The organism is Nocardia sp. CDC160 (genome assembly GCF_035818795.1).
In the GTDB taxonomy this organism is placed as follows: domain Bacteria; phylum Actinomycetota; class Actinomycetes; order Mycobacteriales; family Mycobacteriaceae; genus Nocardia.
Map to the genome: position 1 here is coordinate 697802 of NZ_JAYKYT010000002.1, position 13895 is coordinate 711696.

At 67.2% G+C, this 13895-nt stretch carries 17 protein-coding genes; 8 read left to right on the forward strand and 9 right to left on the reverse strand.

Annotated features, from left to right (window positions below; genetic code table 11):
- Nucleotides 1-81: 81 nt before the first annotated feature.
- Entirely contained in the window at nt 82-1266 is a 1185-nt protein-coding gene (locus tag VMT40_RS10645) for a cytochrome P450 (RefSeq protein ID WP_326357811.1), read from the reverse strand.
- A 161-nt stretch (nt 1267-1427) separates the two neighbouring features.
- Here VMT40_RS10645 and VMT40_RS10650 point away from each other — a divergent pair, with 161 nt between their 5' ends.
- The 6 genes from VMT40_RS10650 to VMT40_RS10675 all read left to right on the forward strand — a co-directional run bounded on the left by VMT40_RS10650 (nt 1428) and on the right by VMT40_RS10675 (nt 5679).
- Nucleotides 1428-2087, forward strand: coding sequence for an HAD family hydrolase (locus tag VMT40_RS10650; RefSeq protein WP_326357812.1), 660 nt, complete (start codon nt 1428-1430; stop codon nt 2085-2087).
- A 70-nt stretch (nt 2088-2157) separates the two neighbouring features.
- Nucleotides 2158-2619 (forward strand): OsmC family protein, encoded by a 462-nt coding sequence (locus VMT40_RS10655; RefSeq protein WP_326357813.1) that lies wholly within the window; start codon nt 2158-2160, stop codon nt 2617-2619.
- Nucleotides 2616-2897 (forward strand): acylphosphatase, encoded by a 282-nt coding sequence (locus VMT40_RS10660; protein ID WP_326357814.1) that lies wholly within the window; start codon nt 2616-2618, stop codon nt 2895-2897. The genes VMT40_RS10655 and VMT40_RS10660 overlap by 4 nt, the downstream gene beginning before the upstream one ends.
- 27 nt (nt 2898-2924) lie before the next feature.
- Nucleotides 2925-4031, forward strand: a complete 1107-nt coding sequence (locus VMT40_RS10665) for a hypothetical protein (protein ID WP_326357815.1) — start codon at nt 2925-2927, stop codon at nt 4029-4031.
- Nucleotides 4031-5194, forward strand: a complete 1164-nt coding sequence (locus VMT40_RS10670) for a glutathionylspermidine synthase family protein (RefSeq protein WP_326357816.1) — start codon at nt 4031-4033, stop codon at nt 5192-5194. The genes VMT40_RS10665 and VMT40_RS10670 overlap by 1 nt, the downstream gene beginning before the upstream one ends.
- Before the next feature lie 32 nt (nt 5195-5226).
- Nucleotides 5227-5679: a DUF350 domain-containing protein gene (locus tag VMT40_RS10675; RefSeq protein ID WP_326357817.1), complete on the forward strand. Its 453-nt coding sequence runs from the start codon at nt 5227-5229 to the stop codon at nt 5677-5679.
- Here VMT40_RS10675 and VMT40_RS10680 read toward each other — a convergent pair.
- The 6 genes from VMT40_RS10680 to VMT40_RS10705 all read right to left on the reverse strand — a co-directional run bounded on the left by VMT40_RS10680 (nt 5676) and on the right by VMT40_RS10705 (nt 9745).
- A complete protein-coding gene (locus VMT40_RS10680; protein WP_326357818.1) occupies nt 5676-6257 on the reverse strand; it encodes a dihydrofolate reductase family protein in 582 nt (193 codons plus the stop codon). The genes VMT40_RS10675 and VMT40_RS10680 overlap by 4 nt on opposite strands.
- A 117-nt stretch (nt 6258-6374) precedes the next feature.
- Nucleotides 6375-7232: a bifunctional DNA-formamidopyrimidine glycosylase/DNA-(apurinic or apyrimidinic site) lyase gene (gene mutM, locus VMT40_RS10685; RefSeq protein ID WP_326357819.1), complete on the reverse strand. Its 858-nt coding sequence runs from the start codon at nt 7230-7232 to the stop codon at nt 6375-6377.
- Nucleotides 7233-8000, reverse strand: a complete 768-nt coding sequence (rnc, locus tag VMT40_RS10690; protein ID WP_326357820.1) for a ribonuclease III — start codon at nt 7998-8000, stop codon at nt 7233-7235.
- Nucleotides 8001-8016: 16 nt separating this feature from the next.
- Nucleotides 8017-8199, reverse strand: a complete 183-nt coding sequence (rpmF, locus tag VMT40_RS10695) for a 50S ribosomal protein L32 (protein ID WP_120737450.1) — start codon at nt 8197-8199, stop codon at nt 8017-8019.
- A gap of 2 nt (nt 8200-8201) precedes the next feature.
- Nucleotides 8202-8891 (reverse strand): YceD family protein, encoded by a 690-nt coding sequence (locus tag VMT40_RS10700; RefSeq protein WP_326357821.1) that lies wholly within the window; start codon nt 8889-8891, stop codon nt 8202-8204.
- Nucleotides 8892-8998: 107 nt separating this feature from the next.
- Nucleotides 8999-9745 (reverse strand): DivIVA domain-containing protein, encoded by a 747-nt coding sequence (locus VMT40_RS10705; RefSeq protein ID WP_326357822.1) that lies wholly within the window; start codon nt 9743-9745, stop codon nt 8999-9001.
- 229 nt (nt 9746-9974) lie between these two features.
- Here VMT40_RS10705 and VMT40_RS10710 point away from each other — a divergent pair, with 229 nt between their 5' ends.
- Entirely contained in the window at nt 9975-10502 is a 528-nt protein-coding gene (locus VMT40_RS10710; RefSeq protein ID WP_326357823.1) for a GtrA family protein, read from the forward strand.
- Between the two features lie 499 nt (nt 10503-11001).
- On the forward strand, nt 11002-11811 hold the full coding sequence (locus VMT40_RS10715) for a hypothetical protein (protein ID WP_326357824.1): 810 nt from the start codon (nt 11002-11004) through the stop codon (nt 11809-11811).
- A 92-nt stretch (nt 11812-11903) separates the two neighbouring features.
- Here the strand turns inward: VMT40_RS10715 and coaD are convergent, their stop codons facing one another.
- Nucleotides 11904-12389 (reverse strand): pantetheine-phosphate adenylyltransferase, encoded by a 486-nt coding sequence (gene coaD / locus VMT40_RS10720; protein WP_326357825.1) that lies wholly within the window; start codon nt 12387-12389, stop codon nt 11904-11906.
- A gap of 148 nt (nt 12390-12537) precedes the next feature.
- Nucleotides 12538-13743: an RNA-guided endonuclease InsQ/TnpB family protein gene (locus VMT40_RS10725; RefSeq protein WP_326357826.1), complete on the reverse strand. Its 1206-nt coding sequence runs from the start codon at nt 13741-13743 to the stop codon at nt 12538-12540.
- Nucleotides 13744-13895: the final 152 nt, after the last annotated feature.

Here is a 13895-nt window from a genome sequence, read left to right on the forward strand (position 1 = left end):
CCGAGATTCCGGAAAGGGTTGCGGGCGCGGGTAACGGGCGGGCGTCGCGGCGGTGATCGGGCCGCGAACATTGGCCGCTGGTCAGCGGGTCAGGCGCAGCGGCAGGGATTTGAGGCCGTTGTTGAGATTCGAACGGATGCGGCGGGCGTCGCCGGTCTGCTCGATGCGCGGGAAGCGGGCCAGCAGTTCCTCGAAGAACACGCGGCCCTCCAGTCGCGCCAGGTGCACGCCCAGGCAGAAGTGCTGCGCCAGGCCGAACGACAGGTGCGGATTGGGGTTGCGCCGGATGTCGAAGGTCTGCGGGTCGGCGAAGACGTCCTCGTCGCGGTTGGCGGAGGTGTACCACATGGCCACCTTGTCGCCCGCCTTGATCGGGACGCCGCGGAGTTCGGTGTCGGCGGTGGCGGTGCGGCGGAAGTAGTGGATCGGATTGGCGACGCGCAGAATCTCCTCCACCGCACCGGGAATCAAGGACGGGTCCCGGCGCAGGGCCGCCAGCTGATCCGGGTGTCGCAGCAGCAGTTGCAGACCCGAGGACAGCATGGTCTTGGTGGTGTCGTTGCCTGCCGTCACCAGCTGGGTGAAGAAGCTGCCGAACTCCAAGTCCGACATGGGTTTTCCGCCGAACGCGCCCGCCAGAATGAGCGAGGTGAGGTCCTGCTGCGGCTCCTGGGCCCGGCGCGCCATGGCGAACTGGATGGCGTAGATGGCCATATTGGTGAGCTCGGCCGTCACGTCGAAATCCCCGACCAGCTCCGGATCCTGTTGGCTGGTGGACTGTTCGGCCCAGCGCCGGATGCTCGGCCAGTCCGCCTCCGGAATCCCGAACAGTCCGCCGATCACCTGGCTGGGCAGCACGCCCGCCACGTCGTGCACGAATTCCACGTCGCCGTCGACGCTTTCGAGCAGGGCGCGGGTCAGCTCCCGGATCCGGTCCTCCAGCTCGCCAACCACCCGCGCCTTGAAATGCTCGGCCAGCGGCTTGCGGTATTCGGTGTGCCGCGGCGGGTCCATCATCAACAGCATGTTGCGGGTCTGCTCGAGGCGCTCGGGCGGCAGATTCTCCAGGATCACGCCCTCGCGCTCGGCGGAGAACAGCCGCGGATTGCGGGCCACATGAGCCACATCCGCGTGCTTGAGCACCGCCCAGTACCCAGGCTCCCCCGGCATGTCCTGCCAATGCACGGGATCGGTGCGCCGCAATTCGGCGAAGATCTCATGGATCGGCCCGGCGACATACAGCTCGGGATCGTAGATGTCGGTCATCGTACCCACGGCCCACCTCGGTATTCACTTGCAGGTCTGCGTCTCTCGCTTCGGACGCTAACCCCGAGCGGCGACCGGCGGTGCGGTTCGCGGGCGCGATCCCAGTCAGTGGACGCACCCCAGATCGAGTGCGCGAGCCCGGATGAACCACGATGGAGCCCATGGCTGTTGCGGCGATCGTGTTCGACATGGATGGCGTGCTCATCGACACCGAACCCATCTGGGAGGAGGTGCGCCGCGCCTACATCGACGAACTGGGCGGGCGCTGGCTGCCCGACACCCAGGACCGGTTCATGGGCATGAGCACCGCCGAATGGTCGGAGTACACGAGCAAGGATCTGCTCGACGGCCGCCGCACACCCGAGCAGGTGGCCGAGGATGTGATCTCGCGCATGGCCGCGCGCTACAGCGACCACCTGCCGCTCATGCCGAACGCGGTTGAGACCGTGCGACGGCTGGGGGCCGACTACACGCTCGGGCTCGCGAGCTCCTCGCCGCGTCGGCTCATCGATGTGGTGCTCGACCACATGGGCGTCACCGACCTGTTCGCCGCGACGGTGTCCACCGAGGAGGTCGAGCGCGGCAAGCCCGCGCCCGACGGCTATCTCGAGGCCGCGGCCCGGCTCGGCATCGATCCGGCCCGCTGCGTGGCGATCGAGGATTCCAGCAATGGTCTGCGCGCGGCGGCCGCGGCGGGCATGACGGTGATCGCGGTCCCGCACCCGAAATATCCGCCCGCCGCCGACGCCATCGCGCTCGCGGCGGCCGTCGCCGAGAGCCTGAAGGACGTGACGCCCGAACTGGTGGCGGAATTCCGCTGACGGTCCCGATGTTCCGAACGAGCGGCAACCAGATGGTTGTCCCGGGTGACTCAATGGGAGGATTGTCCCTATGTCCGATCAGACCGCCGCATCGCAGACCGCCGCCGACCTGTCCGCCGAGCCGGTCAAGCTGTGGGCCGAACGCACCGGCACCCGCGCCTACACCGGCCGCAACAACCGCGGCGGCGAGGTGCTCATCGCATCCGCGGGCGTGCCGGGCGCGTTCACCCCGGGTGAGCTGCTGAAGATCGCGCTCGCGGGCTGCACCGGGCTCAGCGCCGACTTCACCCTCTCGCGCCGCCTCGGCGACACCTTCGACGCCACCGTGCACGTCTCCGGCGACGCCGACCGCGAGAACGAGGTCTACCCCGAGCTGACCGAGGAAGTCGAGCTGGACCTCAGCGAACTCGACGCCGAATCCCGCGAGCGCCTGCTGGTCGCCGCGCAGCGCGCCATCGACAAGGTGTGCACCGTAGGCCGCACCCTCAAGGCGGGCACCACCGTGAACCTCACCTTCCGCGTCGACGAATGAGCAATGACCCGGTCCGACTCAGCGCCTGGGTGCACGGTTTCGTCCAGGGCGTCGGATTCCGCTGGTGGACGCGCTCGCGCGCCCTGGAACTGGGCCTGACCGGCTACGCCCGCAATCACCGCGACGGCCGCGTACACGTCGTCGCCGAAGGTCCCCGCGATCGCTGCGAAACCCTCCTCGACCTGCTACGTTCCGGTACTACACCGGGCCGGGTAAACCTGGTGGTGGAAGACTGGAATACCGCCCAGGGCGGCATGACAGGATTCGAAGAACGCTAGCGAGCGGCGAGCCCACGGAGTCGACCAATGCCCACAGACCGCCCCCGTGATCCGGAACCCCCGGACCACAACCACCCCGACCCCGCCCACCCCGCCGAATCCGATTCCGCCCGAATCGATCCCACCCAGCCGGTCCCCGAGCATCACCCGCTGCCCCCGTACCCGGAGGACGACACCGACCACCCGGGGCTCGAGCGCTACCCCGTGACCCCGAACCCGGACGAGGCGGCAGCCGCAGGCAGCAGTTCGCCGGGCCACCCCGGCGGCCATGAGCCGACGCTCGCGCTGCCGAGCGAATCCGATTTCAGCGCGGGCGGTTCCGGTGAGCAGCCGGGCGGGCCCCAGCCGACGCTGCCGCTGCCCGCGAATTTCGAGGCGGGCGCGGGCGGCGAGCAACCCGGGCCGCATCCGCTGGCCGGTGAATTCCACGGCGGGGCGGGGCCTTACGGGGAGCCGGAGGTCGGGGTGAGTACTCCGCCGACGTTCGATCTGCCGGTGCCGTCGTTGGAGCCGGAGGCGCCGCCGTTGCCTGCGATCGCGGTGCCGCCGCGGCGGGGCAGCATGACTACGCAGGAGGCCGGGGTTACGCAGCCTCGGCCGCCGACGGTGGCGGAGGCGCGGGCTCGGGAGAAGGCTCGGAAGCGGGCGGAGGAGCAGGCGCGGGCGGAGGCCGAGGCGGCGGAAGCCAAGCGGCGCAAGAAGAAGCGGGTGCTCATCGGTGGGGCGGCCGTGGTGGGGATCGCGGCGTTGGTGGGGGGTGGGTATCTGGTCGCGGAGGCGTGGAATGGGCCGGAGGTGACCGCCTATTGCACCGTGGTGGCCAAGAACGGTGAGGTGGTGCCGATCGGCAATGGGCAGACCGTGACGGCCACTCAGGACAATCAGGAGATCACCGTTCCGGACAACTACTGTTCGGACGCGGAGGATCACGGCAACAGCGGGATCAATCCGGGGTTCTTCTTTCTGGCGGGGCATTCCTACCGCTACTACTACGGCGGCACCGGCACCATCGGGCACGCACCGTACGGCGGCAGCACCACCCCGCCCAGCGGGGCGACGGTGAAAACCAAGAGCGGCACCACGATTCAGCGCGGCGGTCTCGGCGCGAAGGTGCATGGGAAGGGTGGTTCTTAGTGCGGCGAGTGCGCAGCGCCCCGCGGCCGGGCTGGCAGCGAATCATCGAGGGTCAGGGGCTGGTGTACGGCTCGCCGGGGCAGTACGCGAACGGTCAACCCCGCCCGTACTGGGACGAATCGGTGCACTACGAGTTCGACATGGACGAGATCCTGGCCATGGAGGCGCAGGTCGAGGTGCTGCACTCCATGTGCCTGCACGCCGTGGAACAGGTGGTGCTGACCGAGCGTTTCGCGGATTTCGGTCTGCCGCAGTGGAGTTGGGAGCACATCACCAAGTCCTGGCACCGCTCCGACCCGCACATCTACGGCCGCTTCGACCTGCGCTACGACGGCAAGGCCCCGGCAAAGCTGTTGGAGTACAACGCCGATACGCCCACCTCCCTGCTGGAGGCGGCAATCGTGCAGTGGCACTGGCTCACCGACACCCATCCCGACGACGACCAGTGGAATTCCCTGCACGAGAAGCTCGTCGAGCGCTGGGGCGAGATGCGCGAGCGCCTGCCCGGCAGCCAGCTGCACTTCAGCTGGTCCAGCGCGGACGGCTCCGGTGAGGACAATGTCACCACCGCCTACATGCAGGAGACCGCCGCCGAGGCCGGTTTCGACACCGTCGCCCTCCCCATCGAGGAGGTCGGATTCGATTCGGAGCTGGAGCGTTTCGTGGATCTGGCCGAGGCGCCCATCGAGGCCATCTTCAAGCTCTACCCGTGGGAATGGGCCCTCGACGACGACTTCGGCAAGCGCGTGGTCGAATCGCTCCCGGAAACCATGTGGATCGAACCGCTCTGGAAGACCCTGCTGTCCAACAAGGCCATCCTGGCCGTGCTGTGGGAGATGTACCCGGGCCACCCCAACCTGCTCCCCGCCTACCTCGACGACCCGCACGAACTCACCGAGTACATCAAGAAGCCCAAGCTCGGCCGCGAGGGCGCGAACATGACCATTGTCGGCGCGGGCTTGGAGACCGCCACCGGCGGCGTCTACGGCGACGAGGGCTACGTCTACCAATTGCTGGACCCGCTCCCCGAATTCGACGGCATGCGACCGGTGCTGGGTGCTTGGATCGTGGGCGACACCTCGGCGGGCCTGGGCATCCGGGAAACCGTCGGCCTCATCACCGATGACAGCTCCACCTTCGTCCCGCACCGAATACCTCAGTAGACCGCCCTGATTCACGACCCGGAGGAGCACCGATGACCACCGCACTCGCGCTCGAAGCAGGGTACTGGCACTCCCTCGGCCGGGGCGTGGGCGCGATCGTGCTCTACGCCGTGCTCGGCCTGGCCCTGCTGCTCATCGGTTTCCAGGTCGTGGACTGGACCACGCCCGGCCCGCTGCGCTCCATGGTGGCCCGCGGCCTGCCCAATGCCGTGATCATCAGTGCCGCGGCCATGCTCAGCACCGCGTTCATCGTGGTGCTGGCCATCTACGCCCAGGCGGGCAAGCTGACCGAGGGCCTGATCGCCACCGCCGTCTACGGACTGGTCGGCATCGCCGCGCAGGTGATCGCCGTCCGCGCCCTGGAATTCGTGCTCGGCATCAGCATCGGCGCGGTGCTGAAGAACCCGGAGTTCAGCATCGAATCCGTGGTGGTCTCGGCCGGACACCTCGCCATCGGCCTGGTCGTGGCGGTCGCGATCCTCTAGCGAATGCGGCCGTACTTGATGAAGGCGACGCCGTCTTCGAAGACGCGGCTGGTGATCACGCGGAACCGGGACGGTTCGGGCAGGTGCGAGCCCGAGCCGAAGAGGGGTCGGCCGTGGCCGAGGACGATCGGGTAGAGCTTGAGGAAGACCTGGTCGATCTCGGGCATGAGGGTCTGGGCGAGTTCGCCGCCGCCGCACAGCCAGATGCCGAGTCCCTTCTCGCGCTTGAGTTCTCGGACCCGCTCCAGCGCGTTCTCGGAGATCAATTCCACATCGGGGGCCGGATTCTCCGGCAGCGTGGTGGACACCACGTACTGGCGCAGGTGCGCGTACGGGCTGGAAGTGCCGGTGCGGACGCCGAAGTCGTGGGTCTTGCGCCCCATGATCACGGTGTCGAAGTTCTGGCAGGGTTTGTCGACGCCGAGCACCTGACGAACCTTGGTCGGCAGGGTCTCGGGATACTGCGCGATGATCGCGGGCCCGTGGTCACCCCCGACCGGGAAGAAGTCGACCGAACCGTCATCGGTGGCGATGAATCCGTCGATGGTGGCCGCGACGTAGTAAGTCAGTTTGCGCATCTGTTTCCTCCAGGCGGCACAACACATGCCGCTAGTGAAAAGGTAGCGCCTGAATGGCTCCGATAGGGAGGGTCGATCACGACCGATTGGCCGGAAATCGAAGAAAACCCGCTGGTCTCAGCCGCGCGGTCGAGGCTGACAACGCGGGCAGGAGAAAGACGAACGGTTCATGAACTTCTCCCGCCGCATGATCGCGCCACAGCGACGGCAGGGCTCGTCCTCGCGCCCGTAGGCATTGAGCGACCGCTCGAAGTACCCGGACTCACCGTTCACGTTCACATACAGTGCATCGAAGGAGGTCCCGCCGACCTGCAACGCCTCGCCCATGACGTTCTGGGTCTCCACGAGCAGGTTGTGCAGCGCGGGCCGGGTCAGCTTGGCTCCGGGCCGCTCACCGTGAATCTTGGCCCGCCACAAGGCTTCATCGGCATAGATATTGCCGACGCCGGACACCACGGTCTGATCGAGCAATAGCCGTTTGATCTCGGAGTGCTTGCCCCGCAACGTCTTCACCACGGCGTCGGCGTCGAAGAGCGGGTCGAGGGGATCGCGCGCGATGTGCGCCGCGGCCTCGGGCACCCAGGTCCCGTCCACCTCGACCAGATCCGAGAGCATCCAGCCGCCGAACGTGCGCTGATCCACGAACCGCAGTTCGTTGCCGTCATCGAGGGCGGCCACGATGTGCGCGTGCTTCTCCAGCGGCGCGGTCGCGGGCTGCACTAGCATCTGCCCGGACATGCCGAGATGCACGACGAGCGAGGTGTCGGGCTCATCGAAGGTGAGCCACAGGAATTTGCCCCGCCGCTGCACGCCCTCGACGCGCAGACCAGCCAGGCGGGCGGCGAGATCGTCCCCGCCGAGCTCATGGCGGCGCACCGAACGGGGATGTTTGACGGTCACCCGGTCGAGGACGCGGCCCACCACATGCTCGGCGAGCCCGCGCCGGACGACTTCGACCTCGGGAAGTTCGGGCATCTAGCTCTTCGAGCCGTCCGAACCCTCGGGCGCGTTCTCGGCGTGCAACGCCTTGTAGGCCGCGCCCGCGGCCTTCTGCTCCGCTTCCTTCTTGGAGCGGCCCACCCCCTGGCCGTAACCCTTCCCGCCGATCACCGCGGTGGCGGTGAACTCCTTGTCGTGGTCGGGTCCGGTGGAGGTGATCTCGTAACTGGGCACGCCGATGCCGCGCTCGGCGGTCAGCTCCTGCAGGCTGGTCTTCCAGTCGAGCCCGGCCCCCATGCGGGGACCGCGCTCGAGCAGTTCGGCGAACAGCCGCAGCACGACGGTGCGTGCCACACCGATGCCGTGCTGTAGATGCACGGCACCGAGCAGCGATTCCATGCCGTCGGCCAGGATGCTCGGCTTGTCCCGGCCGCCGGTGAGCTCCTCGCCCTTACCGAGCAGGAGATGGCGGCCGAGACCGCCCTCACCGAGACCGCGGGCGACTTCGGCCAGCGCGTGCATGTTGACCACACTCGCGCGCAGCTTCGCCAGTTCGCCCTCGGACTTGTCCGGGTGCTCCAGGTAGAGGCGCTCGGTAATGCTCAGGCCGAGCACCGAATCGCCGAGAAACTCCAGGCGCTCGTTGGTCGGCAGGCCACCGTTCTCGTAGGCGTACGACCGGTGCGTCAACGCTAGGCGCAAAAGCTCCGGTTGTACGTCCACGCCGAGTGCCTCGAGCAGGCTGGCATGGTCTGCTGCATCACCTACGGCGGGAATATCCGCCGCATCCTTGCTGGCGGTCACGGTCGCTGAACGCGAATCAGATCGCGGAGGTGACCTGACGGCCCTTGTAGGTGCCGCAGCTCGGGCACGCGATGTGCGGCAGGGTCTTCTGGCCGCAGGCGCGGTTCGGGCAGGTGATCAGGGTCGGCGCGGTGGCCTTCCACTGGCTGCGACGCGCGTGGGTGTTGGCACGGGACATCCGGCGCTTCGGAACGGCCACGACTAGCTCTCCTCTGTCTTCTTACTCACGGCACCGTTGTGCGCCGCGAGGGTGGAATCGGTTGATGGGTCCGACACAGTGTCTGCCTCGAAAGAAGCAGTATCCGTATCGGTGGACTCAGCGTTGAACTTGGCGAGTCCGGCCCAGCGAGGGTCAAGTATCTCATGACCATGCTCCGAACCCGCAATCGCCATCCTGACCCCGCATTCCGGGCACAAACCGGCGCAATCCGGCTCGCACAGCGGCTGCAGCGGGAGCTCCAGACCGACGGCGTCGATGATCACCGGTTCCAGATCGAGCATGTCGTCGATCAGGCGGTGGATCTCGTCTTCCTCGGTGGTCTGCTCGGTGGCGCTGTCCGGGTAGGCGAACAGCTCGGTGAGCTGCAGCTGGATCTCGTCGGTGAACGGTTCCAGGCAGCGCGAGCATTCACCCTCGATGGGTGCGTCGACCGTTCCGGTCACCAGCACGCCCTCGGAGACCGACTGCAGGGTGAGATCCAACTCGACCTGCGCGCCGACCGGAATCCCGACCATTTCCAGGCCGATTCGTTCCTCGGTGGTGACGGTGCGATGCAACTGCTTCATCGAGCCGGGCTTGCGTCCCAGACTGCGCGTATCCAGCACGAAGCCACCGTCTTTCGGCGTCTGCTGACGTCGAGGACGCGACTCGGGACCGGAATCGGCGGACATTCGGGGACTTCACCTCACGCTCGGTGCGGAATGGGCAACCACACAACAATACCGAAAGCCCCGCATGCGGCCCAAACCGGACCGTGCGGGGCTTTTCGATCGAGAAGTCAGCGGCGGAATTCGGCGGCGTAGTCCGGGACGGACGTACCAGAACGAACCTGGTGGCGGCCGCGGCCGACAATGCGCAGGGTGCTGGAGAGCGTCTCCTCGAAGTCGGCGAGCTTGCCGTCGACGTAGTCGTCGCATTCCTGACGCAGCCGGTCGGCGTCGGCCTGCGCGCTGTCGATGAGCCGGGCGGATTCGGCGTGGGCGGCGCGGACCACCTCGGTCTGGGACACCAGGCGCTCCTGTTCGGCCTTGCCCTCGGCGACCGAGCGGTCGTAGGAGGCCTGACCGGCGTCGGCCAGGCGATCGGCCTCGGCGCGGGCACGGCTGGTGAGGGCGTCGTATTCCTTCTGCCCGTCTGCGACGGTGCGCTCGGCCTCCTCCTCCGCCGAGGCGACCAGGCGCTCGGCGTGGGCGCGGGCCTCGGCGACCATGCGGTCGGCGTGCGCCTTGGCGTCGGCGAGGATGCGGTCGGCCTCGTCGCGGGCGGAGGTAACCGTGTGGTGCGCTTGCTCGTTCGCGGTCCGGATGGTGGTGTCGGCGCCGGTGCGGGCGTCGGTGACGATCTCGTCGCGGTGGTCGAGCACGTCCTGGGCGTCGTCGAGCTCGCCGGGCAAGGCCTCGCGGACGTCGTCGAGCAGCTCGAGGACCTCGCCGCGCGGCACGATGCAGTTGCGGGTCGGCGGGATGCCGCGGGCCTCTTCGATGATGGCCACCAGTTCGTCGAGCGCTTCGAATACCCGGTACATGCGTTACCCCACTCTCCTGCCAGGACTCACGGCGAGACTCTCCGCTTCCGCCAGTCTGCCAATCTCCGCGCTGTCAACAAGGTCCGACACGGCGTGTCGCGGGTTTTCCGAAACATGGACTGTCTCACAGACCACAAAAACAAGTGGAGGGAGCCACTCCACTTCGTGTTACCTTTATTGGGCAAGCAGGTGTCGGCCGGTGAGAGCGGGCCGACACCACCGTGTTCGGATGGGGAAGACAATGGCTGTCCACGAGATCCCGGATCGGGTCACCATGCCCGTGCCCGGGCTGGTGAGCACCTATGCCTACGGCACGCAGACCCTCTACGCGGCCTGGGCGCGGTGGCTGGGGCAACTCGGCACCTGGCTGCGCGGCGAAAAGGCGCTCCCCCAGCTGATTCGGTTCGCTCTGGTCGGCGGGCTCAGCAATGTCGGCTACATCCTGTTGTTCCTGGCGCTCTACGGTGGCGGCCCGCAACTGGCCAACCTGGCCGGATCGATTGTCAGCACCGCCCTGGCCAATGAGATGCACCGTCGCCTCACCTTCCACGCCACCGACCGAGTCCGCTGGTACACAGCCCAATTGGAGGGCGGCGCGCTGGCGCTGGCCGGTCTGGCCATCACCTCCGGCGGCCTGGCCATCCTCGAGGTGACCGCACCCGGCCTCGGCGACATCTCCGAAGCCATTGCCGTACTGGCCATTACCGCCGCCGTCGGCACCATGCGCTTCCTCACCCTGCGCCTCTGGGTCTTCTGAGTCCACGGTCTCCAAAGTTCGCGGCAATCCCGCCTTTCCCGCGTGGCGCGGGAACCTCGATCGGCCTGCTGCCGTCCAAGTAAGCATCCGATCGACGAGAGGGGTTCGACATGAACCGTTGGCGCGGATGCCTTGGCGGACGACGAGATTCGGCCACCCCGCGACCCCAACGCCCACCCGGACGAGTGTGCGAGTCGTGCGTCCGCCACCGCCCCATCCGCCCGCCCCGCCAGGAGGGCCGATGAGCGCGGCAGCGGCCAGGGGTGAGGGAGTCACCACAGAGGCGGGACAGGTCGCGCCTACATCTACAGGCCGCAGAGTCCTGGGAGGCCACGGACGCGATAGAAGGCATTGCGCGGCAGGGGAATCGCGGCGGGCGCTGCTCGAGGGGTGCGGCGTGCGGCCCGGAAACGAGGGCGCTCCGGTTGGATCAGGGCCTCGCGGGGGATGCGGGCAGGCGGTCGAGAGTGCGCTCGGGAGGCGGGAGCGGCATCGGCGGATGATCGAGGCGGTGGTGGCGGAGATGGCGGCGGGGACCGTGGTGAGTCATCAGTCGGCGGCGGTGGTGTACGGGACCACGCTGTGGCATGTGCCGTTGGAGCGGGTGTGTGTCACGCGGAACCGGCGCGGGGGTGGGCGGGTCAGGCCGTTCGCGAAAATTCATGGGTCGCCGGTGGATTCGGTCGTCGAGCTGGACGGGCTGCTGGTCACCACTCCGGCGCGGACGGTGGTGGATCTGGCGTTGGCGCTGCCGTTCGAGGCGGCCGTGGTGGCGGGCGATGCGTTGGTGGGAAGGTTCGGCCTCACCGCGGACCAGCTCGCCGAGGAACTGGCGCGGGCCAAGGGGCGCTACGGGATCAATCAGGCGAAAGAGGTGCTGACCGTGCTCGACGGACGCAGTCGAAGCATCGGTGAATCCCTGAGCCGCAGCATGATTCACCGACACGGTCTGCCACTCCCCCGATCGCAGGGCAATGTCTTCACCCCCGACGGCCGCTTCGTGACCCGCGCCGACTTCTACTACGAATCCGCCGGTCTCCTCTGCGTATTCGACGGCCCCACCGAATACGGTCGCCTCCTCCGCCCCGGCCAAGACCACGCGACCCTCGCCCACCGCGAACGCGCCCGCGAAATCTACCTGCGCGCCCTGGGTTTCGAGGTCGTCCGGTGGACCTGGGACGACCTGGTCCGAGGTACCCCCGCCCGCCACCTGCGAACAGCCCTGGCCACCCAGCGCCGCCCACCCGACGCCCGTATCGAGCCCGCCCCAACACCGGCCCCACGCCAACTGGCCATTCGCACCCTATGACCCCGCCCTGCCGCCCCGCGGCAGTCAGGTTCGGAGCGACAACCGCTGGGGCGTAAGGGGTTGCGTCCCAGCGGGTCCGGCCGTCGGCGCTGTCAGTTCTTGCGTTCGGCGATGCGGGCGAGGAGGCGTTTGTGGACCGTCGGGGGGAGGAGGTCGGAGACGTCGCCGCCGTAGGAGGCGACCTCCTTGACCAGGGAGCTGGAGACGTAGCTGTAGGCGGGGTTGGTGGCGATGAAGTAGGTGTCGACGCCCGCGATCTTGCGGTTCATCTGGGCCATCTGGAGTTCGTAGCTGAAGTCGTTGACGTCGCGCACGCCCTTGACCATGGCGGTCAGGCCCTGCTGTTTGGCGAAGTCGACGGTGAGGCCGCGCCAGGACTCCACCCGGACATTGGGCAGGTGGGCGGTCACCTCGCGGATCAGCTCCATGCGCTCCTCGACGGTGAACATGCCCTGCTTGTTGGGATTCACCACGACCGTCACGACCACCTCGTCGAATTGCTCGGCGGCACGGGTGATCACATCGACATGTCCATTGGTCACCGGGTCGAACGACCCTGGGCACAGTGCTCCAGCCATGGCCGAACGCTACCCCATGGCGGTCCCGTCACCGCCACCCACCCGCGGCGGCCATTTCAGCCGTCATATACCGGCTGGGCCTGTGTGCGACATCTTCTACGTAATGGTGACTCCGCCCCAGCCGAAGTAGCGGGAGCTTCTCGTGCCGCTATCTCGCGGCAGGAAGGACCAGCCCGGCCCTGTCAGCTATGTTACGTGCGGCTACATGGTCAGCGTGACCGGCAAACCCGCAACGCAGGCAGATGAATTCCGCTTGCGTAGCACGATTGCCCGCTGACACATACTCGCAAGCCGGGCACGCGCGAGAGGTATTGCGGGCATCCACTTCGATCGTACGGCGACCGGCGCTTTCAGCCTTGCCCACCAAGATCGTCAGGAAGTTCCGCCAACCCGCATCCAGAATCGATCGGTTCAATGCGGCCTTGACTCGCGCACCGTTCGGCTCGTATGCACCGTCGGCACCAGGTCTGGATTTCGGAGCGCGGGACATGGCCGCAATGTTCAAGCGCTCGAAGGCGATTACGTCATATTTCCGGACGAGATCCAACGCAGTTTTATGAGCGTGGTCTCGACGCTGCCGCCCGACCTTTCGGTGCAGCGCGGCGACCTTGGCCGCCGCAGCGCGATGCCTCCTACTGCGCTTGGCCTTCGGCCTTCGTGGGAACAGCGCCAAGTTGCGCTGCGCCTCCGCGATTCTGTCCGCAGATTGTGCGAGGTATCGGGGATTGGCTACGTGCGTGCCTGCGGAGGTGGTGAGGAAATGCACGGCACCCATATCGATACCGACGCTCTTCCCGGTCTCCGGCAGTCGGTCGACAGGAACGTCGTCACAGGACAGGATGGCATACCAACGTTGCCCTTCCCGCTTCACCGAGACGGTCTTCACTCGACCCGATACCGGACGATGCCGGTGCACCCGGACGTGCCCCACTCCTTGGAACCGGACGCGAGTAGTCGGCTCAGACGGCGTGGAGTCCCACCTACAGCCATCGCCATCCCTAGGAAACTCAACGGTGTCGAAACTTCCGACGCCTTTGAATCTCGGATATCCAGGTGCCGCACCAATCTTTATCCGCCGGAAGAAGTCCTGCATCGCTCGGTCGAGGCGACGGAGGGTGGCTTGCTGCGACGAAAACGACCAGCGGCCCTGCCGATCCGGATCGAACGCTCGGATTTCCTTCAACTGCGCGGACTGTTCGTTATACCGCACAGTCGTCTTTGACGAGTGCCGGTAGGCCTCGCGACGTTCCTGCAACGCGCCGTTGTAGAGCGAGCAGTGATCGGCCAGCATTGCCGCTAACGCCTGGGCCTGCCTGCGAGTGGGGCGAAGCAGGAATTTGTATGCCCGACGCATCGTGCCCCTCCCGTCCTGCGAGTCAGCGTCTTACCAATGTCTTCGTTACCGCTCACCGGTTCGGACTGAAACTGCGAAGGAAAAGTCCGGATTCCCGCATCAGGCATCGAATTCGGCGAGGTCTCTGCGGGACCTGTTCGAGAGCTGAGGTT